The sequence below is a fragment of the Mycobacterium sp. NGS19 genome (genome assembly GCF_059813155.1).
This window is the reverse complement of sequence record NZ_JCALEB010000002.1, coordinates 147398-172256: the sequence shown is the minus strand read 5'-3', so window position 1 is coordinate 172256 and position 24859 is coordinate 147398. Positions and strand designations below refer to the sequence as shown.

The following is a 24859-nucleotide window of genomic DNA, read 5'->3' as shown; positions in this document are numbered from 1 at the left end:
CGTCTCGGCGCGCTGGCATTCCCGGGTGTGGCTGTGAGTTTTCTGGGCTCAGGTCTTGGCGCCGCGGGGATATCCGCGGCGGACGGTGCGGTCGAGGATGCCGAGTGTGGCCCGCAGCGCGGCTTCGGAGATGACGGGGAAGATGCCGGCGTCTTGCCAGACCTGGTCGATGTCGGACCAGTCGTAGAACGAGGTGACGAGCGTGCCAGCGCCGGTGGGGTCGGGCTCGAGCCGATAGCCGTAAGTGTGCCCGATCTGTGGGCGGATCTTGCCGAGCACCGTCCACGAGATGAGGCGGTCTTTCTCGAAGTCGCGGATGGTGACGGTGACGTCGTACTTGCCGAGTTCGGGGAAATCGTTGAGCGACTGGCGGTCCATGTGGACGACGAAGCTGTCACCGGCGGCGGTGACGGGCTCGCCGTCGGCGTCTTGCAGCATGCCCGATGAGTCGATGGCGACGTGACCATGGGGGTCGCACAGCACGGCGAAGATGTCGGAGGCAGGTGCGGCGATGGTGCGTTGGACCTCGATGCGGTCGGCCATGAAGCGATCCTGTCACGGCGGCTACGTTGACCGGTATGAAAGCTGTCGTGGTGCGGGCGGTGACGAGCGCGCCACTGTCGTTTCTGTGGCTGCTGGTGTTGTTCGTGACGACGCGGATTCAGCGGTCGGCGACACCGTGGCGGGCGCGGCGGATTCAGAAGCGGCATTCCACCAACTTGCGGCAGCTGCGCAAGGAACCGTCGCGGGTGTTGGTGACGAGTTTGTTCTGGCTCGACGACCGCAGGTGGTGGCCGTATGTTCCGGTGTTCGCGGGGATCGCGGCACCGGCGGAACGTCAATTACGTTCTCTGCGTTGGCTTCTCGTCGGGATTGCGGCGCATGTGATCGGGACGTATGTGGGCCAGGGCTATCTGCGGTGGTCGATCAGGGGCGGCCGGGCGCCCAGGCGGTTGGTCAATGCGCGCGATGTGGGGGTCAGCTACTTCATGTTCGGGGTGGCGGGTGCGGCGTCGGCGTATGTGGTGCCGCCGTGGCGGTTACGGGGGCAGCTGGCCACGCTGCTGGCGTTGGTGGTGAATGTCGCACTGCGGCCGACGTTTACGGAGGTGGGGCACTTGACGGCGTCTGTTGTCGGTGTGGGGGCGAGTCGGTTGATAGGGGCAGGCGAGGCTTAAGCTCGAGACCCGCGGCTCGCGGTTCCTTTGGATGATCTGGTGTAGCTGAGCTTGAGCATCGCAGCAAGACTGACCTTGCAGTCGAAGCAGCGTTCAGGCGCCTGATCACACCGATTAGACGGTGCTAACAGTCGAAGCATTGCCATGCCCGATCACAGACGGCTGCACAGCCGAAATTGGGCTAACAATCGGCTGTCGATATCTGGTTGGAAGAAGTCCTGACCGGTCCGCCTCTGCCGCTAGTCTCGCGGGGCGTCCTGCGCCCCGAGGTCTAAGCCCACAACCTCGCTTGCACTGCTGTGAACTGGCATTTTCCTCCAAATAGCGTCGAGATGCTGGATAGGTACGTACACTACCTACCATAGCCGCGGCATTCGGGCTCCGCGGCAACGATGGGAAACAGCTGGGGAGGGACACAGCGCAGCAAATGAGTTTCCCAGCGCAATCAGCGCAAGATGCAGCACCCACATTTGGCTACTACCCTGACGTCGATTCGTTACCGGTCGTGTTGGAGCGCGGGCGATTCAGCCGCGCACTCGTAATCGATCTTCCGGTGCGGGGACTTGTCGACGACGTAGACGAATGTCGAGTTCTCTGGCATCCCGACGTAGCACTGCCCGAAGGACTCTATTGGTTTCAAGGCATCAAAGATCCCATCTTGATGCAGGTCGCGGTCGGCTCTCCTCCTGGCGATGCGACCATATTCGCGGCCGGTTCGATCGATGCGTCACACTCTTTGATGGCCGCTCTGCGATGGGCTGAGGAATTGTGGCGCAGATCCACAGTGGTACCAGCGCCAAAATTTCAAGTCAACGACGTTGTCGTCACTGATCCGGGCGGCATTGACGCAACAGTCCGTGGCCGCAAGTTCTTCAGCGACCACTGGTCGTACTCGGTCATCATCGAAGGGCGGCAACAGGAAGTCATCGAATCCCGTTTGAAGGTCCGGCCGCGCGTTGACGGGCCCAGCGTGTGGGTGACTCAGGAGCCGACTCGTGCGAGCCGGTTCGGCGCGACGTTGACGCGGGCGAAGTTGGTCGGGAAGTTCGCCAACACCTTGTTCTCCTTTCGCGCTACACGAACGACCTTCCGGCCCTATCAGTTCAAGCCCGTGTTGAAGCTGCTTCAGACGGGCAAAGCGCGATTGTTGATCGCCGATGAGGTGGGCCTCGGCAAGACAATCGAAGCCGGGCTGATCTGGACGGAGCTAGAGGCCCGGCAGGAAGCCGACCGGGTATTGGTCGTGTGTCCTTCGAGCCTTGTCGGCAAGTGGAAGGAGGAAATGGCAGACCGCTTCGGGTTCGAACTGCTCGAACTCGACGGAGGGGGACTGAGGACCTTCCTCGAGCGACACATGCAGAATCGGTTACCCCGGCGCCAAGCGTATGTCTGCAGTTTGGAACGTCTGCGCAGCTGGGACGGACTTGTAGAGATGACAGACCTGCCGCCGGAGTTCGATCTCGTCATCGTCGACGAAGCGCATTCAATGCGCAATCAGGATACGAAGAGTTATGCAGTGGGGACCCAGATCGCCGAATGGGCAGATAGTTTGGTCTTCCTCACCGCGACGCCGATCAATCTCAGGCAGCAAGACCTACTGAACCTGCTTGAACTGCTTGCGCCAGAAGACTACGGCAGTATTCAAGACCTTGAATTGAGATTGGAACCAAATCGCGTCATCAACAGCGTGACGGCGAAACTCATTCATAAAGGCGTTCGCGGGCAGGAGCTTCTTGCTGAACTCGATGAACTGAAGAGCACGGCTCTCGGTCGGGCATTGATGCAGCGGCCCGATTTTGAACTGTTGCAGAAGGTGCTCGTCAAAGATGAACTGGCACCTCGAGACATCGTCGACGCGAAGCGATACCTCGCTGATTTGAATACGCTCTCCACTGTCATCACACGTACTAAGAAGGTGGAGGTCGACGACCGCAAGGCGAAGCGAACAGAAGAAAGACAACAAGTTCACTGGACTCGCGCAGAAGAGGACTTCTATGCCGAGTACCTCGAGTGGTGCCGGATGCGAGCCGACGCGATGGAGCGACCGCTTTACTTCGCGATGCAGATGCCCCTTCGCCTCGCAAGTGCCTGTTTGCCGATGGCTCGCCGCGCCGTTCTCGACCCAGTCGGGTTTGGAGCACTTTCCGATGCCGATTCCGGTGAGACAGCGGCTCGATTGGAGCCCCACTCACAGTTGGTCGAGGCTGCGATTCGACTGCCTGAGGGGGTCGACACCAAATTCGATTTGCTCCATGGTGTTTTGTCGACTTTGCATGGCGACGGACGAAGGGCCCTGCTTTTCACCCATTCCAGGCCAACGCTCGCATATCTGCAGAGCCGTCTGAGCAATGACTTTCGGATCGCTGTCATGCATGGTGGGGTGAACCGCGAAGAGCGCCGACGAATCATGGCCGACTTCCGTGCCGGCGAGTACGACTTCGTACTTGCCAACCGTGTTGCGAGCGAGGGGCTCGACTTCGAGTTCTGTTCGGCAGTAATCAATTATGACTTGCCGTGGAATCCGATGGAGATCGAGCAGCGCATTGGACGGATCGACCGCATTGGGCAACAGGAAGAGGTCATCGTCGTAGTCAATTTCGTCAACGAAAGCACGATCGACGAACGCATCTTGGCCCGACTGCTGGATCGCATCGACATTTTCGAGTCTTCGATCGGCGCTCTCGAGCCGATCATCGCGGCAAATGCCCCCAAAGTGCTGCAAGCCGGTTTTGACTTCAGCCTGACGCCGGAACAGCGCGAGCAGAAGATGCATGAAGCTCTCACCGCACTGGAAGAGCAAAAGGCTGGGATCCAGGACGTCTCGGATGCCTCTAGCGCACTTCTTGTCAGCAATGACGTCGATGTCGCCGGGCTGGAGGAAGACCTTGTTCGGACGGGACAATACATCGGCCAACGCGAGTTGGCGCTACTGCTGGATGACTGGGCGCGCGTCGATGGTGCGCCGGGTATGACATTTTCTGCTGATGGACTAACCGCCGAACTGCGCGGCAACCCAACGATGGCCGCACGTGTCGACGAGTTGGCGAAGACCAGCCGGCGCACGCGTGCCGAAACCAGCTCGATCTCGGCCTTCCTGCGGAATGAATTGCCAATGCCGCTGGTGCTCGACCAGGAGTTCGCAAGGACAAGCGGCGGCATCTTGCTGACAGCAACGAGTCCGTTAGTTATGGCAGCGGCAGCGATTCCGGGACACCGCCAGGCAAGGTTTGCCTGCCTGCAGGTCGAAGCGTCAGAAGAAGATGTCGTACCGGGCCTCTATGTTGCTGTGCTAGCGACGGCGGTTTCCGCGTCACGAGGCGGCGATGAGATCTGGGGGTGCGCTGTTACGGATCAAGGACGTAACGCCGGCGATGGACCGGTGAACGCCCTCCTGGCGGCACTGGCAGAGGGCGCTCTGAACGACGCGCCATTGCCGTCGATCAACCGACTCGACACGCTGACCGCCCGTGCGCTAGATCAGCTTCAGTTGCGCCATGCGCAGGAGCAGGTTAGGCGAGATCACGAGTTCGGCGCTCTGAAGGAAGCCAAGTTGATCAGCTTGGAGGCTCAATACCAGCGCAGAAAAGACGCAATCCGGAATCGGATCGCCACGGCGCAGAGCCGGGGAGGGCGGCAAGGGTCGATCGCCTTGTTCCGAAGCCAATTGCGGAAGGCCGACGAGCGATTCGCAAGGTTGAGAGATGAAGTCTCGAACCAATCGCAGCCAGAAATCCGTCTAGAACCGTTGACTGCCTGTGTCCTGAAGATTGTCGGCAGGGGCCAGTCGGCATGAGCGCGCAGCGCAAAGACTTGGAACTCGAAGACGAGCGGACTGCCCAGAAGCATTACGCAAAGGTACTGCAAGAAAGGGCAAGTCGGCCGTCCGCGTACCAGGGCCCCCGTAATAGCTTGTGGACAGGCACTGGCCTGCCCAAGCAGCGAAGAGTCTCGGCTGGTGAACTCGTCGGGCGAGTCGCTCTGGTGCGTCCCGATGAGGACCTCCTGGATGGTGGCTCTGACTTCTACATTGGCGAAACCTACGCGAATGTCAACGGGATAAAAGTGTTTGGGTGGACAGCGCCGATCGCCTGCACCTTTTTTGGGGGGACCGATCACCACGAGCTGTGTGACGACGTCGGAGTAGTGCGTTCGTTTCGGCGCTACAACGGACAAATAATCGACTTCGTCGACGAAAGAGTTCGTGACGACGCGCCTGCCGAGCCATTCAGGAAGCGTGGCTTGACGATTCCGACGCCGCCGGGCCGCCGGGATGTAGCGGAGTCGGCGTTGTCGAGGAACAAACGAGAACCGACGTCTTCTTCGGTCAACGGCTTGCAGGGCTCAAATCCGGGCGAGTCCTCTGATGCAACACCGGCGCCCGGATCGAGGTCTGATGAGGCGAACGGCAACTTGCCCCCGCTGCGCGCGGAGCCGTTGTTGAGGGCGCAGCTCCACGCTCCGCGGACCAAAAGCCTTGCGCCCGTGCTGTCGACGTTGCAGCCCGATCAGTACGATTTGGTCACTGCTCCGGCTATGGACAGCATCATCATCGAGGGTCAACCGGGAACGGGCAAGACAATCATCGCGTCCCACCGTGCCGCCTACCTCGTCAACGAAGAAACCCCGCCTGAAAACGGGCTTGATGGCAACGTCCTATTGGTTGGACCAACGGTCGGGTACTCGAGGCATGTGCGTGAAGTGGTCGCACGGTTGGCAGGTTCGAATGACCGGATAAAGGTGCTCTCCCTGCCTGAGCTTGCCGATCATCTGATAGGTGGCCAGAAGTCACCACATGCGGGCGTGTCGCGGACGTACCAAGACGTGAGCTGGGAACTTGCCAAGTTCGCAAGGTCTGCTATCAGCAAGTGGAAGACGGCAAGGGGGGTTACGCCGACTGCCGAACAGACGTATGAGTACTTGCGTACACGACCTGAGAAGGTTACCCGGGAGCCTGATTGGTCCCGATACCTGAGGCAGCTCCCTCCATACAAAGAAGCACTGACGTACCGAGTTCACGCTCCGCTGATGGCGTTTATCAAATGGGAGGTGGCGCGACCGCGAGACCTGGCGTTCGTCGAACACGTCATCGTGGATGAAGCGCAGGACGTAACTCCATTGGAGTGGCTCCTGCTCGATGAAATCAATGAAGCGGATGCATGGACGATTCTAGGAGACTTGAATCAACGCCGTTCCGACCACACACTGGCCAGCTGGTCGCAGGTATTGGATGTCATTGCCATCGACCCTGAAACACCGGTCCGGAGTATCAAGCGCGGATATCGATCCACCAAGCCGATCCTCGAGTTCGCGAACCGCCTCCTGCCGCGCAACCAGCGAAGACTACATGCATTTCAAGAGGTCGGACCAGAGCCGACAGTGCACAAGGCACGGCGGAAAGAATTGGGCGACATGGTCGTTCGCGAAATCGATCGCCTTATCGCGTCATACCCCGCGGGGACCGTGGCGGCTATATGTCCCTCGCCTGCTCTCGTCACCGGAGCCTTGAGGCTGAGGGGGTGGATGTCATCTGCTCGTGAGCCGCAGCTATGGGAGAAGGACGGCAAGGAAGTAACTGTGGCCGTGCCAGATGCAGCGCGAGGCCTCGAATTCGATGCGGTGGTGGTCGTTGAGCCTGCCGAATTTCCGAAGAACTTCGGTCGGCACGGGCCACTGTATACAGCCTTGACACGACCGAATCGTGAACTCGCCATTGTCCACTCGCATCCCCTTCCGGACGGGCTGCGGCGGAAGTAGAGCAGGAATGAGCACGCACCTTTCTATGCGAGTACCGTGGCGCGATCAGCCGTGGGATAACCGTGTCTGCGCTCGTCCCCTCGACAACTCCTCCTGCATTCTTCTCAGGAACATCGGCGGAAAACGTGACGACGAATATGAAGTCGCGCACGCGCTGAAAGACATGGGACAGCTCCGTGAAATCCCCTGCCTCAGTGAGCGCGGGACGTTCATGGCAACAAGCGGATACCAAGTGACGAAGACCCATCCATACGCGACATACGACGCACTCAAGGGTCACCTCGAGCCAACGGTGCTCAGTATGCCGCCGTATTCGTTCGAAGCCGTCCCTTTCCGGTGGATGGCACGCGAGACGTTCGAATCGACTCTCTGGCAGAACTGGCACAGCGATTACGACCCTGACGCCGAGGCACGAGTTGGGCAAATCCTAGGAATCAAGAGGCCCACATGGATCATGGACGGCCAGAACCAGCAAGCCGTCATCCGCTCCTTCTTCGAGCCTGTTGTCGCCGGGGCCAGCTTGGTCTTCATCTACCTCAAGCACTCGCCATTCCAAGACGAGAGAACCGATCGGCTTCTGGTCGGAGCAGCAATGATCGACTCAATCGCCTTCCCGGGGTTCTGGAATCAATCTGGAGGGCAGCCGTTCGACTCCTCGATGTGGGAAACGAAAATCGTGCATTCCTTGCGATCCGACCAACAGCGGGGGGTGCTACTGCCGTACCAACGGCTCCTGCAGTTGATGGATGATGGTACGGACGTGTCGGGAGCGTTGGCTTGGGTACCTGACGGCAGAAACGTCGAATTCTCTTATGTCACTGAACATGTCAGTAGCGACCTGGCAATCGACGCTCTGAATTCATTGCGCTGTGCTGCCGAAGGCATGCAAGATCTAGGCATAGAGGTGCCACAGGCAGCCCTCAGCTGGATCGACAGCGAGATTCACCGGCTGTGGGATGAGCGGGGCGCGACGCCCGGTCTTGCTGCGGTCCTAGCGCACCTTCAGGTCAAGCATGCACACGTTGTCGCACGCGAGCTAAATCGCGCGACGACGGACCCGTGGCAGCTGCTGGAAAAGGGCTTTGCCGACGGTCAAATGTGGCCGGACCAGATACGCGGCATGATTCCGCCGTCAGTAGGAGTTGAGTGGACTCACCTTGAGCAAGAGCATCGAACGGTTTTGAAATTGCTTTCGACGATGGACGTTCGACCTGAACAGATTGCATTGGTGATGTCGGGGAAGACAGCCGGCAACCTCGAACCTGGTGAACTGCTGGAGGACCCATATCTCGCGGCGATTTGCAGCTATTCGGACCCGGAACGCATAGATCTCCGGACAGTCGACCGCGCGCTCTTCCCAGCTGCACACGCGCGTTGGAGTTCGCAGGTTCCCGAACAGTGCCGCATGTCCGACCATCGCGATTGGCGCCGCGTCAGGGCCCTGATCACCGATGTCTTGTGGGCCGCCGCTCGAAACGGTGACACGATTGTCTCCGAGGCTGCGGTGATCGAGCGCGTCAACAGCATGGAAATGGTTGAGCAAGTGGTTCTTTCACCTGCGCTGCTGCAAGGGTTGAAACTGGATGCGAAAAGCCTTACTGGAGCTGACTATTGGTCGCCATTCTACGGGGCTACGCTTGGTGATGAGCTGCCTGCATTCAAGCTCCTCGAACTGGTAGACGCCAAGCGCAAGATCCTCGAATGGATTGAGCCACGGCTGGAAGTAGCACCGTACGAGGTGAATCTCGACGCACGGAAAGAAATCGACGCGACACTTAGCGTCAGTGGTCATGGAGATCCACTAGACGAGGACGAGGAAGCTGCGCGATCGGAGAAGGCGGCCGGATTGGAAGAGCTTTTCCGGTCCAGAGTCTCAGTCTTAGTGGGTCCAGCAGGGACCGGGAAGACAACCCTATTGAAAGCGTTGGCCGGTCTCACAGAGGTCTCGAGCAAGGGCGTCTTGTTACTTGCCCCGACGGGCAAGGCGAGCGTTCAGATGAGCATGAAAGTCGGTGTCCAGGCGCGAACCTTGGCTTCTTTCCTCGTGAAGAAAGGCGGTTATGACCCGGACAGGGATTTGTACCGGCAAGTGAACCCGAAGTTCGCCGAGGATGCCGGATTGGTCGTGATAGACGAGGCCTCGATGCTTACCGAGGAGATGCTCGCTGCCACGCTGTCAGCGCTGGGAAATGTTCGCAGGCTCATCTTGGTCGGCGATCCGCGGCAGCTGCCCCCGATCGGGGCCGGCCGACCATTCGTCGACCTCGTAAACCACCTCCATCCAGACTCCTGCAACACCGCTACGCGTATTGCGCAGTCATATGTCGAGCTGACGGTGTCTCGCCGTCAGGGTGGAAGCAGCCGCGACGACGTCATGCTTGCTCAGTGGTTCGGGGATACCGAAGTCGGTGCGGGCGCTGATTCGGTCTGGGAGCGCCTACGCAACGGGACGACATCGCGCCATGTAGAGCATCGACAGTGGCGCGACGGCGACGTCCTGAAGTCGGTAGACGAGGTACTCGGGGAGGTGATCGACTGGAGTAAGCATGCTGACCGCGAAATCGCCTTCAAGCTCAGCTATGGCGGCACGCTGTCGGACGACGGCAAGTACCTGAACTGGAAAACGGGCCAAGGCGGCGCTGGCAACGGAGTCGAGCGGTGGCAGATCTTGAGTCCGTTCAGATCCCGCGCCTTCGGGACCGTCGAAATCAATCGGCATATCAAGCGAACATTTAGAACGCGGGATCTCGCCGATGCGTTCAAGTACAGAGGGTGGCGAAACCCGAGACCGATGGGTCCAGAGCAGATCGTTCGTGGCGACAAGGTGATGCAGACGCAAAACGACTCGCGCGCGAAGGCCTGGCCGAGGGGATCGGGTCTTGACTATGTCGCGAACGGTGAAATCGGCGTGGTCGTCGGACGATGGGACAACAAGCCTCGGCCTCCCGCAGATGTCGAATTCTCTTCTCAGCTCGGTGCAACCTACAGGTACTGGCCCAACTCTCAGGAAGACCAGCCGCTTGAACTCGCATGGGCAGTGACCGTCCACAAGTCGCAAGGTTCCGAGTTCGGCACGACGATTCTCGTATTGCCCAAGCGCGTCAAGGTTTCTCGCGAGCTTCTCTACACCGCACTTACGCGTCAGAAGGAGCGAGTAATTCTCCTCCATGATGGTTCGGTCGACGAACTGGTGGAGCTCGCACATCCGCGTTATTCGGAAACTGCCCGTCGGCTTACCGATCTCTTCGTTGCTTCCAAGCCGCGTGTGATCGAAGTCGACGGGGTGCCACAGCCTTTCGACGGCAACCTGGTTCATGTTGCTGTCAATGGCGAAATGGTGCGGAGCAAGAACGAAGTGATCGTCGCAGACATTCTGGATAGAGTGGCGCCCGGACGATGGCGGTACGAGGTCCTGCTCAAAGGCGACGATGGCTCATGGTGTCGTCCCGACTTCACCGTCACCCGGCCATCCGGTGTGCCCGTCTACTGGGAGCACCTCGGCAAGATGAATCAACCCTCGTACGCGAAGCGGTGGCAAGAAAAGCTCGAGTGGTATCGCTCGAATGGCATACTCCCGGCGCTTGACTCTGATGGCAGTCCGCTAGACGAGATCAAGGATGGGCCGAACGGCATACTCGTGTGGACCGATGATGCCAAAGGTGTTGATACACCGGCGTGGACGGAGATGGCGCGTACGGTCATTGGTACGGGTTCGGCTCCGGGTCAGCTTCGCAGAGGCAGCAAGGTCGTCCGGCGGACATGAGGCGATTTCCCAACGACTATTCGCTACGGCGTCCGCGAAATGCCTAGGTACAAGTTCCGGTGGTCTCACCTCCCGCCTCAATTGCTCGACGAATTGCGCGGAGTCCTGATTGACGGCGACGGAGACTCGGCCGAGCTGCTGGCTGAGATTTATGGCGCCCGGCCCAGAGAAGACTTCGTAAAGGAAGCCTGGCCGACGCTGCTCGACTCCTGGCTCGCACATTGCAAAGCGTCCAGAGACTCGGTTGTCATGGCCGTGCGAGAAGCTCGGGGAGAAGATGGAGCTATCACCAACCGCAAAGCGCAACTGGATTACCTGCGTGGTTTGAGAAACGCGAAGACCTTGAGGGCCGTGGTGCTTCGAGAGTTCATAGCCTTCGGCGAGATATCACATGAGTCTGAAGCCGGCCGAACCACGCGCCACGCTTCGACGACCGCCGCTCAGATTGAGAAACCATTGTCAGCGCGTAATGGAGGTGCAGTGTCTGTCAGCACAATGTCGGCAATGAGTAAGCCACTAGCGCCACCCGTAGCATCCGCGACCGCGCTCGAACTGTCCTCTGCTGTCCCAGAAGTCGGTCAGATTGTTACCGTCCGCGGGTCGAATTGGGCGGTCACCGACGTTCAGCAGCAGAGCTTGCCGCGGAGTGCCCATGACGATGCTGTCCGACAGCTACAGCACGCTGTGACCCTCCAGTCCGTCGAGGACGACAGACTTGGCGAAGAGCTGCGCGTCGTGTGGGAGCTCGAGCCCGGACGCGGCTTGAAACCACCACAAGATCTGCCTGCCCATATCGATCCCCAGAGGTTCGATCCGCCCGAGCGACTCGCCGCTTTCATCGACGCACTCAGATGGGGTGCAGTCACAAGCGCGGACGTGAAAACCGTTCAGGCTCCGTTCCGTTCGGGGGCCAAAGTTGAGCCATATCAGTTGGAGCCGCTCCGCCGAGCATTGAGCGCACCGCGCGCCAACTTGCTACTCGCCGATGACGTCGGGCTGGGCAAGACGATCGAAGCCGGCATGGTGATTCAAGAGCTGCTGCTGCGTCACCGTGCACGCACCGTCATCATCGTCTGCCCCGCTGGCTTGTGCGTGAAGTGGCAGGACGAGATGCGCGACAAGTTCGGCCTCGACTTCCGCATCGTCAACTCCGAAGCGATGAAAGAGGTTCGACGTACTCACGGTGTGCACGCCAACCCATTCACACTGTTCCCCCGCATCATCGTGTCGATGGCGTGGCTACCGGGCCCCCGTGCCCAGAGACAGCTTCGCGACGCGCTGATCACCAAGTCACGCGGGGCGGCATCTCGTTTCGCCTTCGACATTCTTGTCGTCGACGAGGCGCACCATGTCGCGCCGGCCACCCCGATACGGACAGATAAGGCGGGCCTGCGAAAGGGTTACGCCGTTGATTCGCAGCGCACTCGGGCCGTACGCGACCTCGCCGAGCGCTCGGAACATCGGCTCTTCCTGTCGGCGACTCCACACAACGGCTACACCGAATCCTTCACGGCACTGCTGGAAATGATCGACCCCCAACGCTTTGTCCGCGGCAAGGTCTTTGACGAGCAAGCGCTGAAGGATGTTGCAGTGCGGCGCCTCAAGAAAGACCTCCCTGGTCAGTTCCGGAACCGCGAGGTCAAGTCGCTGACGTTCACCCCATCGTCGGACGAAGCTGAGGCCTACGATCGGCTGATCGCCTTCACGAAGCGGCGCGACAAGGCCGCTAAGGGCGACGACCGCGGCGCGAAGGACATGGCCACGCTGCTGCTGAAGAAACGGTTCTTCTCCTCACCGGTTGCCTTCGCCCGCACCATCGACGTCTACAAAGACACCCGACAGCGTGGCCTTGCGGTCGACTTCGACGCTGAATACGACGAGATTCTCGGCCTCGATGCCGACGACCTCGAGGAAGGTCGCGTCGAACAGACTGAAACGCAGACACTCCAACAGACCAAGAACGCTCTCCCGCCCCTGACGGCAGAGGACAAGGAGGACCTCGATTGGCTGAGCGATTGGGGCCACAGCTACGAAGCTCGCCCAGACTCGAAGCTCAAGGCCCTCATCGACTACCTCGAAGCCAACACCAAAGCCAACGGCGAGTGGCTCAACGAACGAGTCGTCGTCTTCACCGAATACGTCGATACGCTCGGATGGATCCACGGCATCCTTCGTCAGCGCGGATATGAGAATGACCGCGTCGCCGTGATCGACGGCGGCACCGACGGCGACGAACGTGAGGTGATCCGTGCCCGATTCAACACCGACCCCTCGCGGGAGAAGCTGCGGGTCCTGCTTGCAACCGACGCAGCTGGGGAAGGTATCGACCTGCAGGACTACTGCCATCGACTCGTGAACTTCGACATACCTTTCAATCCCAACCGACTCGAACAGCGGATCGGCCGCATCGACCGTTACGGCCAGAGTCACGACCCAGAGGTCCGACACTTCGCGACGGATGACAAGAGCACTCAACTAGGGGAGGACGTCGATCTGCTTGCACGAGTTGCGAAGAAGATCGCGCAGATCATGGCCGACCTCGGTTCGGCCAACGAAATCATCGCGCCAGACCTGCAACGGCAGCTCGGTGGGATCGACGCAGCACCTCGCAAGGGGAAGGCCGAGAAGAGCCCGATCGGGCAGATGCTCGCTGGCGGTCGGGACGTCGGTGCGGAGCTCACCAAGCTGGCGCAGGACATCGCCGAAAGCCGTGAGACCCTCCACTTGCGGCCGGCGAACCTACAGCGTGTCGTCGACGTCGCGTTCGAGCTCGACCGCCTACCTCCCATAGAGGAAATCGGCTCGGACCGCACGGACGTCCCGGTCTTTCGCCTGCCCGCGCTTGGCAGCTCCTGGGAGCAGGTGACGCGCGGATTGACGACTGCCCTCGACCGGGAAAACCTTCGCCCAATTGCGTTCGACCCTGCGGTGCTCGCGGAGGATCCCGAAGTTGTGTACATGCATCTCGGCAGCCCACTGCTCCAGCGCGCCACTCGCAGATTGCGGTCTGCCCTGTGGGGGGGTGAACGATCGCTCGAACGGGTGACCGCAGTCGTCGTTCCTGGCCTGGAGGAGTCCTTCGCTGCCGCGGTCACGCGCCTGGTCCTCATCGGGAGGGCGGGGCTTCGACTCCATGAAGAGGTGTTTCTCGCCGGCACACGGTTGGGCCGTCGCCGAGCAGTCGGCGAACACCGCGCCGAGGAGTTACTCGAGAAGGCCCTCGATGCCGAGAACCTCCAACCCGTGCCGACATCCATCGCGGAACAATTGGCGAGAGCGTGGGGTAACGACAGGGATGACGGTCTCCGGGCGCGTGTGGCCAAGGCTGTCGCCGAGCGGGTGGAACGTCGACAGCACGCGGTCACGGCTCAGCTGGAAGAACGCCGGGCAGCGGATCGTGAGCGCGTCATCGTCACGTTCGATCGATTCCGTGCGACGCTCAAATCCGCTTTGGCAGAAGCCGAGGCAATCGAATCCGAGCTGACACTGTTCGATGACGAGCGTCGCCAGAGTGAACGGGACCTGCGCCAGATCCGCGCGCGCATGGACGCGTTGGCTGATGAGCGTGACGCGGAGTTGGCGGCGGTGGACACCCGCTACACCAATGTGCAGGCCCGCACGTTCCACGCCGCGGTCCTGTTTGCATTGTCTCCGAAGGACATCGAGCGCGGGGAGATGAGCATCAGATGAGGAAGCCCCGTCGCAACTCAGGTCCAGATTTCAGTTGGCTCGAGCAGTTTGATGTCGATGGCCCGTTTTTGTCGTTGCCTGTGGTGAAGGGGTTTTGGCCCAGTGGGGTTGATCGGTTGGGGGACGCCGATGACCGATTGGTGACGTTCAAACAGGGCTTCACGGTCTGGCTGCGCGCCTATGACCAACAATCGCTCGAGAAGCGGGAACAGTACGCGGAAACCGCGCGGGCCTGGGTCGACACGGTGCTCGACGAGCTCGCCGGGTGGGACGGCCTACGTATTGGCGCCGACGAATTGCCCGCGGCGTTCGAGATTCATTCGCCGGGTGAGCAGGTAAGGATTCGTGCCCATGGCGGGCTGCGCGGCCGGGAAAGCGATGAGGTCGCGGCGTTGTTGCGGGTGGTCTCGCCGACTGAGGATCTTCGCGGGCCTGGTTTGGATGGCTGGGCGGCGACCGAAATCGACCGAATGGCAGCGCTTTTGCGGCAAGCGGGGGTCCCGATCGGCCTGGTCACGGATGGCCGATGGTGGGGGATCGTGTGGGCCGAGGAAGGCACGGCTACCGGGTCGGGCATCGTTGATGCGGTCACGTGGGCTGAAGAACCGCTGCTGCGTGATGCGTTCCTGACGTTGATCGATCAGCAGCTGCTACGGGCGAAGAATCCCGAGCACCGGCTACCGCGATTGTTGCAGCGCAGCGAACTCGAGGCCGAGGAGATCACCGAAGCCCTCGGCACGCAGGTTCGCAAGTCGATCGAGCTTCTGGTGCAAGCGTTTTCGGAGACACGACTGCTTGCAGCCGAGAATGATGAGCCTGATCCGCTGACTGAGAAACCTGACGATGTTTACCAGGCCGCGGTCACCGTGATGATGCGTGTGGTGTTCCTACTGTTCGCTGAGGAACGAGGAATGCTGCCGACCGAGCGGTTGTATTGGGATTCCTATGCCATCCGCGAGCTTCTCGACGATCTCAAGGGCCGGGCGTTGGCCAACGGCGAGGAACACCTCGACGAAACCCACGATGTCTGGCATCGGCTCCTCGCGGTCAGTGACGCGTTGTACTTCGGTGTGAATTACGACGAGATGCGCATGCCCGCCTACGGGGGCTCCCTGTTGGACCCGAACCGATTTCCTTGGCTGACGGCAACCGATCAGCATGGCTTGCGGGTGCAGGTATCCGATCGAGTGATGCTGCACGTACTCCAATCGGTGCAGGAGGCCACAGTCCGGGGTGAAGCGCGACGAATTTCGTTCCGAGACATCGACGTCGAACAGATCGGGTACATTTACGAAGGCCTGTTGGGCTACACCTGCGCCACCGTCACCGACGATGTTGTGGTCGGCTTGGTCGGCAAGGAAGGTGAGGAACCCGAGATCACGCTCCGCAAGCTGAACGAGCTGCGTGAAAGTACAAGCACTACCAAGGCTTTCGTTGACAAGCTGATCGAGTGGGTGAAGAAAGACCAACCCGCCGCAAGCACGAAGACGGCCGCGAAGCTGAAGAAGCTTACTGAGGATCCGGTCGATGAGGCGGAACTAAGTCGTCTCCTCACGCCGGTGGCCGGGCACGATCCTGAGCTGCTCGCCGATCTGATTCGGTGGGGAAATCTGATTCGTCGTGACCTGCGGGGTATTCCGCTGGTGGTTCCGCCGGGCGGCTTGGTGGTGATGGAGACTCCGTCGCGGCGCAACGCGGGTGCGCACTACACACCCCGGTCGTTGGCCGAGGAAGTTGTCAAGTACGCGCTCGAACCGGTGGTGTATGAGCCCGGGCCGTTGCAGACAAATGACGTCGATGAATGGAAGCTGAAGTCCAGCACGGCAATTCTCGATCTCAAGGTCGCAGATATCGCCGCGGGTTCCGGAGCGTTCCTGGTTGCCGCGGCGAGGTTTATTGCGAGACGCGTGACCGAGGCGTGGACGCAGGAGGGGATGCTCAGCGAGGCCGAGGTTTCCAGTCCGCTGCTGGCGGAGGAGAGGGCGATCCGCGAGGTGGTGGCGCGGTGCCTGTATGGCGCGGACATCAATCCGATGGCCGTAGAAATGTGCAAGCTGTCGCTGTGGTTGGTATCGCTGGACAAAACGAAGCCATTCTCGTTTGTCGATGACAAGATCCTTTGCGGTAATTCACTACTCGGCGTGACGACACTCGATCAGCTGAGGCATCTGCACATTGACCCGGACCGGAAGCGAAAGTTCCTGCAGCCCTTTGTGGATGTCGACGCTGTACTCGCCGAAGCGACACGGCTGCGGCGGGAGCTGGCATCGCCGGTCGACGAGGACGACCCACAACGCTCGACATCCGGCAAGCTACGCCTCCTCCGGCGAGCCGAGGAAGTCACCGCGCGACTGAGGTTGATGGCGGACGGGATCATCGGAGCGGGTCTCGCCCTCGGCGGCAAGCCAGGCGCTCAACTCGAAGACGCCTACAAGGCGCTGGAGTGGGCACTTGCCGAAGCACTCCCAACCGACGGATCACCAGGCAACCGTGTCAAACTTGATGCCATCGTCAGTAATGGGTTAACGCCCGCTATCGACACCGACTACGAGAGATGGCAGCCGTTACATTGGACCCTAGCAGTGCCAGATGTGATGGACCGGGGAGGCTTCGACGCGATAGTCGGTAATCCGCCGTTCTTGGGCGGAACCAAGATCTCTGGAGCGATGGGATCTAACTTAAGAGATTGGCTGGCGAATCGTGTCTCACGGACTCGCAGTGGCGGACGCTCTGATCTTGTCGCTTACTTCTTCTTGCGAAGCTTATCTTTGCTGAACGGCCGCGGCGCGCTGGGGCTGATTGCTACAAACACCGTTGCACAGGGCGATACACGTGAGGTCGGCCTCGACAGTATGTCGCGGGCGGGGTTCACGATTATTCGAGCAATCCAAAGCAGAAAATGGCCGGCTGCTGGCGTGAATCTGGAGTACGCCGCGGTCTGGGGCACAGTCGCTCCGGTTGACAACGGGGTTCGAGTACTTTGTGACGGAGCTCTTGTAAGGAAGATCTCGACCCAGCTGGAACCAGTCGGCCGTGTAAACGGCCATCCGCGGCGACTGAACGAAAACCGAGGCATTTCGTTCGAAGGATGCAAGCCGTACGGACAAGGCTTTGTGATATCGAAAGACGAAGCGCGCGAATGGATTGCCGCCGACTGCAGGAACGCGGAAGTATTGTTTCCATATCTCAATGGGGAGGATTTGAATTCGCGCCCCGACTGCTCTGCGTCTAGATGGGTAATAAATTTCTACGACCGTAGCGAGGAGGAATCAGCTACGTACGCGTTGCCCTACGCTAGAGCGCTTGCCGAGGTCAAACCTGAGCGACAGCGGACCCGCCAAGACGGAACCTACGTGCTGCGGCGTCCGCTACCCGAACGTTGGTGGCAGTACGGCGACAAGCGGCCAGCACTTCAGAGAGCGATCGCGACACTTCAAGAAGTACTGACGATTACCGTGGTGAGTAAAACAGTCATGCCCGTACGTGTTCCGACCGGCCAGGTCTTTAGCCACGCATTGGTGATTTTCGCTACATCTAGGTTCAGTGACCAGGCGGTACTGTCATCAAGCCTTCATCAATTATGGGCAATTAAGTATGGCTCCGGCATGCGCAGCGATCCCAGGTATACGTCGTCCGATGTGTTTGAGACCTTTCCACGACCGACTTCGAATCCAGTCTTAGACGAAGTCGGAAGACGTCTCGATTCCGATCGAAGAGAAATCATGCTGCGGCGAAAGATCGGCCTCACAGATCTCTACAGTCTGATCAATAACCCTTTAGTAGACGATGACCCTGATGTACTTCATATGCGCGCCATTCACGTCGATCTGGACGATGCCGTTTTGACTGCGTACGGATGGGACGATGTGCAGCTTGAACATGGCTTTCATACATACCGGCAGATGGAGAGGTTTACTGTGTCGCCTGCTGCGCGAGTAGAGATTCTCGACAGGCTGCTTGAGGAAAACCATAGCCGGGCTGACGGTCTCGAAGGAGCCGCAGTGGACGAACGAGACGTGTTGTTTTCATGAGGGTGAGCCCATCAACCATCATCCGCGCCGACCTGGTGAAGCTTGTCGAACGAGAGCTCTTGGGACCGCGCGCCGGAGAGCAAGAAGAGATTAGAGGCACTCCCCGCGCCGCATACGCCGTTGGCGCTCTGGCGCCAGTAACTGTTGACCCGTCGGCGGCAGTGACTACTGATGTCGAGTCGAGTGACCCGAGTGAAAGCGGCGTTGCGGTGAACGACACCGATGTCACCCAAAACGAGCAACGCGGTGTGCCGGTCAACACCGACGAGGATCCTGGGGACTCCAAAGACGAGGAAGAGCGAGATGAAGGGCCGAAAGGAGCACTGACCCACCCCTCTTCAATGGGATTGCGGTGCCAGGTGCCGCGAGACTGTGGTCTACTCGCAGTCAAAGCATCGTGGGGCCGTTACGAAACCTTCCGGCAAGAGGACAAAGACGGTCGAAAAGTTGAGTGGTCACGTCGCATCCCGGTTGAGAAGGCCGCAGAGATCGATGCCCGCGGCTGCAGCAGCCACACATCATTACCGCCAATCCCGCTTGATAAATTCGTTTCGTTGCGGGTGGAACTCTTCCCACGTCCTGACCGGGTGATCATCGAATTAGCGCTGTCGAACGACAGAGTCACGGACATGAATGCACCGCCCGGCGACTGGCTCTTCCAGACCAAGCTAAGGGTCGAGGCGAATAGCGGTGAACCTGTGTTTCTGCCTACCCGTGATGTGCTGCAGCCGGGCTATGACGAAACCGATGAAGAGCGCCAGCGCCTCGATCTTCAATATCGGCATCGGCTTGAGTTCGCCGTCGGCCGCACCACATCCGTTACCTGGAATGAGCCAACGGATGTCGACGGCAACGGTATTCGACGTGCTGTGAGCGTTGAGACAACATGGCTTCCGACGGCGGACGTCCCGCAAACCAAAACCGGTTCGGCCGGGACGGCCGTCACCTCAATGCGTGAGCTAGCGGAGCTCTCACCGGAACAGGTAGTCGACGCCTTCGCGCCGTTGATCGACGGCTATACCGATTGGCTAGACGAGCAACGAGCCATCGCCGAGCAGCTGCCTGACCATCTGCAGGACACAGCAGGGAACGCCATCGCTGAAGCAGAGCTCGCGGCTGCTCGGTTGCGCGAAGGGGTGGAGTATCTGAGTTCCCAGCCCCAAGCAATAAGAGCTTTCCGCTTCATGAATCGAGCGATGCGCGATCAGCGCATCCGCAGCCAGGTAGCTATGCGACGCGCCGCCAATGAGTCGGAAACTATCGATAAAGCGCTGAGCGTGATCGAAGCCAAAGGCGATGAGGCAGCGTCTTGGCGGCCATTCCAGCTCGCGTTCATCCTGCTACAGCTCCCAGCCCTCACTGATCCGGCACAGCCATTCCGCAGCGGTGACGCGGCCAACGTTGAGCTTCTGTTCTTCCCTACCGGCGGCGGTAAGACTGAGGCCTACCTTGGCCTCGCTGCATACACATTCGCGATCCGTCGTTTGCAGGGCAAGATCGACACCGACGACGGCGCGCTCGATGGCGGTGACGGCGTCGCCGTTCTGATGCGATATACCTTGCGCCTCCTCACGTCTCAACAGTTTCAGCGTGCAACCGCGCTCGTCTGCGCGGCCGAGCTCATTCGGCAGGAAGATCCGTCGACCTGGGGTGAGACGCCCTTCACCATTGGGCTGTGGGTCGGGACCGCCGTCAGCCCCAAGCGCTTCGACGATGCGAAAACTCAAGTAGAAGAAGTGAAGTCGGGCAACAGCAAGCCGTTCGGCCTGACGGTGCTCCAGCTGCAACGGTGCCCCTGGTGCGGCACCAAGATCGATCCGAAGCGGGACCTTCAAGTCGACCGAACTGCTGAACGCATCGAAGTCTATTGCGGCGAGCGTCGCGGCGAATGCCCGTTTGGTAGTGAGGGTGATGCCGATGGACCGCTACCCATTCTCACTGTCGACGACGAGATCTATCGGCATCCACCCACATTCCTTCTTGCAACAGTGGACAAGTTTGCGCGTCTGGCACGCGAAGGCCAGGCCGCGAGCCTTTTCGGGTATGTGCATGAGTTGTGCCCCCGACACGGATACCGGCACCCGGACAGTGGCGGACTGTGCGGAAAGGGTTCGTCGCACAACGCCGTGAAGGGTGGTCGTCGGGACTACCCGAAGGTCGCGGTGCAACACGTTGATCGGCTGCGCCCGCCGGATCTGATCATCCAAGACGAGCTTCATCTCATCACAGGCGCTCTGGGAACGTCGGTGGGCGTCTTCGAGAACGCCATCGATGTGCTGTGCTCGTATCGGCGCGACGGCACGATGATCCGTCCATTGATCGTCGCGTCTACCGCCACCGTCCGTAACGCAGAACAGCAAGTACAGGCGCTCTATGGTCGGGGTGTCGACATGTTCCCACCGCAAGTGCTCGACGTGCGGGACACGTACTTCTCGAAAGAAGTTCCCGTCAGCGACGACGCACCCGGCCGCAAGTATCTCGGCGTGTGTGCCCACGGAATCAGGTTGACACTAGCTGAAATTCGGATCGCCGAAGTGCTACTTCTCGCCGGACAGAAGTTGCTCGACGAGGCTGGCGCGGCTGCCGACCCATACATGACGACCGTCGCATACTTCTCAGCTACCCGGGAGCTCGCAGGTATGCGGCGCTACCTCGATGACGACGTCACGACACGTGTTACCGGCAATACCGAGCCGTTCCCACGTCGAACCAACGACTTCGAACGGCTCGAGATCGGCGAACTGACTTCACGGATCTCGTCGGAAGACATCTCGGTGAACCTCGACAAACTATCGCTGCCGTTCACGGAGCGATGGAGCACCCAAGGGCGCAAGAAGTTTTTCGAGGACCGCGACGCAGCTCGAAAGGCCGGCAAGCCGGAGCACGAGTGGGGCGTCAAGCCTTTTGACTTCGTTCTCGCGACATCGATGCTTCAAGTAGGAGTCGACGTTCCCAGGCTTGGACTCATGGTCGTCGTCGGGCAGCCGAAGAACACGGCCGAATACATTCAGGCCTCCTCGCGAGTCGGTCGTGACCCGTCAAAGCCCGGACTTGTTCTGTCACTTGCCAATTGGTCCAGACCGCGCGACATGGCGCATTTCGAACAGTTCCGCCACTACCACGAGACCTTCTACGCTCAGGTCGAGGCCTTGAGTGTTACGCCCTATTCGGATACCGCGATGGAACGCGGTCTCATGGGCGTCCTCGTCAGCGTTGCTCGGGTCACCCAGGCTCGGATCGACAATGGGCTCTCACCCGAAGGCGGAGCGGGCGCGATTCTGCATTCGATGTCGACGGTCGCCGAACTCATCGAGAAGCTCACGGCGCGAGCTGTACCGGCAGTCGAGGATGCGGCCGCTGCGGAGAGGCTGCGGCTGAAACTGATTCAACGACAGGACCGTTGGTACGGCAAGGCGGAGGAGACCCAGGGCGCCTTGTTCTACGAGCGGGTTCCGAAGAACGTCACGGCGTGGCCATTGTTGATCAGCCCGGAATCGTCGTTGATGAAGCCAGCCGACCAGGTGTTCGTTGTCGCGAATTCGATGCGGGAGGTGCAGCCGGAGTTGAACCTTCTAGTCAGCCCCACGACGGAGAACCTCGCGTTCAGAGAGAAGCCCAACTACCCCAAGTGGAATGTTCCAGCCGAAAGCAAGAAGTGACCGAATCGCTCGCCGAAGCCGGCATACTCGAGGACGCCGAACCCATTGCCGTGGGTGTGGAGGCCCTGGACCCCATCGCGGATGTCGAAGCCAAGACGTCCAAGAACTGCGCCAGGGTGGGATCAATACGACCATCCGCGATGCTCTACACCAATGGCATCGGAGCGACCGTCGACCTGCCGCATTTCGCAGTGATGCCGTCAGGTCTTGATGCGTGGGAGCGGGTTTACGCGCGCCGGCCCGGCGGAGCGGATACGATCACCGAACCTCGTCTGCTGGAGCTAACCCGTGGCCACCTCGGTAGTCAGGTGACTGAGCTCCGCAAGCCGCCGTGGGCACCAGAAGAGAAGGGTTGGGCGGCGGGGTCGGCCATCGATCTCGGAATTCCTTGCAGAATATTCCCGCAATGGCTGCGCTGCACGGGATGCGGCCTACTGGCGCCGATCTCACATGAGCGCTTCACCTATCGCAATGTCGTGAAGTATCGGCCCGACCGCGCCGAGTTCTTGCACGAGAATTGCAAAGGCTTCGAGGGCAAGAAAAAGGCATTCAAAGCCGTCGCGCTTCCAGCGCGCTACTTGATCGCATGCGTCAACGCGCATCTCGACGAGTTCCCATATGACGCATGGGTTCACCGTGGCGGCGCATGTTCCTCCGGTAGCCCATTCCCTGAGCTCCGGATGCGGGAATGGAAGAGCAACATCGGTCCCGATGTGCAGATCCAATGTCGCTCCTGCCAACAGAGCCGAGGAATGCTCGAGGCTGTCGGCCCGAAAGCAGCCGAGAAGCTTCCGATGTGCCGGGGTCGGCATCCCCACCTCGACGCCTTCTACAAGTGCGACCAGCGAGGGCGACTGTTGATGCTCGGAGCAGCCAACCAGTGGTTTGCGTCAACCCTAGGCCTGCTCGCCTTACCCCGAGAAGAATCGGCGTCGGCGTCAGACCTTGCCATGCTTTTGCGGACTCTGCCGAAGTCGGATCTCGATGACCTGCAGGGCGTCGCCGAGATGAAGATGTTTCGGAAGTACGCCGCAATGGCACTGAAGAGCGATGCTTTCGATGATGTCGCTGATGAATTGCTCTGGGAGGCAGTACAGATCGCGCGCGGAACCATGATTCCGAAGGGCGAGGATTCATCGGGACAACAGACAGATCCTCGTATCATTCTTGCGCCTGAGTGGGCCGTGCTCACCGACGAACCGAAGTACACCCAGTTGAGTGGCTCGCGCGATTTCCGGGCAGTCCGCCGCGACGTGCCTGTGCCGCTGCAGCCGGTGGTTTCTGCGGTAGTCGCGGTCGAGAAGCTGAAGAAGGTCAATGCCTTCATAGGGTTCACGAGGATTGATGCCCTCGATCGCATCGACGACGCGGCGGACCGTGTCGGCCCGCTCTGCACCAGCGGCAAGCCGACGTGGGTTCCCGCCACAGAAGACAGGGGTGAAGGTGTCTTCCTGCAGTTCGATGAGTCAGTCGTTGCATCGTGGGAGCAGCAAGTTCTTGCACTGCCGGTCTGGGAGGCTTTTCGCCTAGCACATAGACGCAACTTTCAACGCCGGACGAGCAGAACGGCTGGCGACATTGATCCCGATTCGCGGTTCCCTGCCCCGCGCTATTGGGCAATACATACCTTGTCGCACCTACTCATTCGCCAGGCAGCGATGTCGAGCGGATACGGCAGCGCCAGCTTGACTGAGCGGATCTATGCCTGGCCGGCAGATGCTGAGCATCCGGCGGCTGCAGGGCTGCTCATCAGCACGACGGCCTCCGATGGAGAAGGCACGCTTGGAGGCCTGGTTGAGCTCGCCAAGCCGGCCAAGTTGGAACGGCTGTTCGTGGAGGCGATTCGCCGCGGACAACGATGCTCGTCAGACCCGATATGTTCGCATCGCATACCCAAGGACAAGGAGGAGTTCCTTCACGGCGCAGCATGCCATTTCTGCCTCTTCCTCAGCGAGACCAGCTGCGAACGAACGAACCGCTTCCTCGATCGGCGCTTGCTGCTTGGCCTGATGACCGACCAGGATGTCCAGACACCGGCTCTCCTCGAAGGGCTTTCGATTCTCTGATGAGCAGCGCAGAGGTTGCGCGACTGGGCGAACTACTCAGCGCCGACGAAGCAAGGTCGGTCGCCGCCGCACTCCGCCAGCTCAAGCTGCCTCATCTCGCGGCCAAGCGGGCATACCCCTCCCATCGGTCGGAGGTCCAGCAGTTGTTGAGGCGGCTGCTCCGTCGCGACTGCGACTTGTTCAGAGTCGCCGCGGTTCTCGATGGAATCGCGGCGGTGCCGCAGGTGGACAGGCCAGTGCCGGTGTGGACATCGCCGTCGGTACCGGGCTCCGGTGGACACACCACTCTTGCAGCGCTCGATATGATCAACGGCGCAACGGCATTCGTGTATGCCGCGACATACTCCGCAGGCAAGGATTCCCCGCAGCTGTTTGCGCTGAGGAACGCACTTGACCGTGGGGTGACTGTTACCGTCGTGGTTGACGTCAAGGATCGCTCGGATCACGCAACCATGCTCTGCAAAGCGCTAGTAGGCGCCCGCGTGTGGACGCTTACGGAACCCGAAGACGGGGACTGGGCGATTCAGCACGCCAAACTGATCACGGTAGATGACGCGGCCGCATTCGTAACGAGTGCCAACTTCTCTTCTGCGGCAGCGAGACGCAGCCTCGAATGCGGGATGCTGAGCCGGGATCCGCTCGTAGCAGTGAGTATCCGTGAGCATCTTCAAAACCTTCGCAGACATGGCGTACTCGTCGATTTCGCTGGATGAGTGGA

Annotated in this window: 10 protein-coding genes; 9 read left to right on the top strand and 1 reads right to left on the bottom strand. The window is 60.2% G+C overall.

Going from position 1 to position 24859, the window contains the following annotated elements:
• Window positions 1-48 precede the first annotated feature (48 nt).
• Window positions 49-543: an SRPBCC family protein gene (locus tag AC5Y4N_RS06195; protein WP_499906061.1), complete on the bottom strand. Its 495-nt coding sequence runs from the start codon at window positions 541-543 to the stop codon at window positions 49-51.
• Window positions 544-578: 35 nt separating this feature from the next.
• Between AC5Y4N_RS06195 and AC5Y4N_RS06190 the strand changes: the two genes are divergently transcribed.
• From AC5Y4N_RS06190 to drmC, 9 genes are all read left to right on the top strand, one after another.
• Window positions 579-1178: a rhomboid-like protein gene (locus AC5Y4N_RS06190; RefSeq protein WP_499906064.1), complete on the top strand. Its 600-nt coding sequence runs from the start codon at window positions 579-581 to the stop codon at window positions 1176-1178.
• 427 nt (window positions 1179-1605) lie between these two features.
• Window positions 1606-4971 carry a DEAD/DEAH box helicase gene (locus AC5Y4N_RS06185; protein ID WP_499906068.1) on the top strand — a complete coding sequence of 1122 codons (3366 nt, stop codon included), beginning with the start codon at window positions 1606-1608 and terminating at the stop codon, window positions 4969-4971.
• On the top strand, window positions 4968-6932 hold the full coding sequence (locus tag AC5Y4N_RS06180; RefSeq protein WP_499906070.1) for an AAA family ATPase: 1965 nt from the start codon (window positions 4968-4970) through the stop codon (window positions 6930-6932). The genes AC5Y4N_RS06185 and AC5Y4N_RS06180 overlap by 4 nt, the downstream gene beginning before the upstream one ends.
• Before the next feature lie 7 nt (window positions 6933-6939).
• Entirely contained in the window at window positions 6940-10695 is a 3756-nt protein-coding gene (locus AC5Y4N_RS06175) for an AAA family ATPase (protein WP_499906072.1), read from the top strand.
• Window positions 10696-10776: 81 nt separating this feature from the next.
• Entirely contained in the window at window positions 10777-14385 is a 3609-nt protein-coding gene (gene drmD / locus AC5Y4N_RS06170) for a DISARM system SNF2-like helicase DrmD (protein ID WP_499906075.1), read from the top strand.
• Window positions 14382-18416: an Eco57I restriction-modification methylase domain-containing protein gene (locus AC5Y4N_RS06165; RefSeq protein ID WP_499906078.1), complete on the top strand. Its 4035-nt coding sequence runs from the start codon at window positions 14382-14384 to the stop codon at window positions 18414-18416. Before drmD ends, AC5Y4N_RS06165 begins: the two co-directional genes overlap by 4 nt.
• Window positions 18413-22075, top strand: coding sequence for a DISARM system helicase DrmA (gene drmA, locus AC5Y4N_RS06160; RefSeq protein ID WP_499906081.1), 3663 nt, complete (start codon window positions 18413-18415; stop codon window positions 22073-22075). Before AC5Y4N_RS06165 ends, drmA begins: the two co-directional genes overlap by 4 nt.
• On the top strand, window positions 22072-24141 hold the full coding sequence (drmB, locus tag AC5Y4N_RS06155) for a DrmB family protein (protein ID WP_499906083.1): 2070 nt from the start codon (window positions 22072-22074) through the stop codon (window positions 24139-24141). The genes drmA and drmB overlap by 4 nt, the downstream gene beginning before the upstream one ends.
• Window positions 24141-24854: a DISARM system phospholipase D-like protein DrmC gene (drmC, locus tag AC5Y4N_RS06150; RefSeq protein WP_499906086.1), complete on the top strand. Its 714-nt coding sequence runs from the start codon at window positions 24141-24143 to the stop codon at window positions 24852-24854. The genes drmB and drmC overlap by 1 nt, the downstream gene beginning before the upstream one ends.
• Window positions 24855-24859 lie beyond the last annotated feature (5 nt).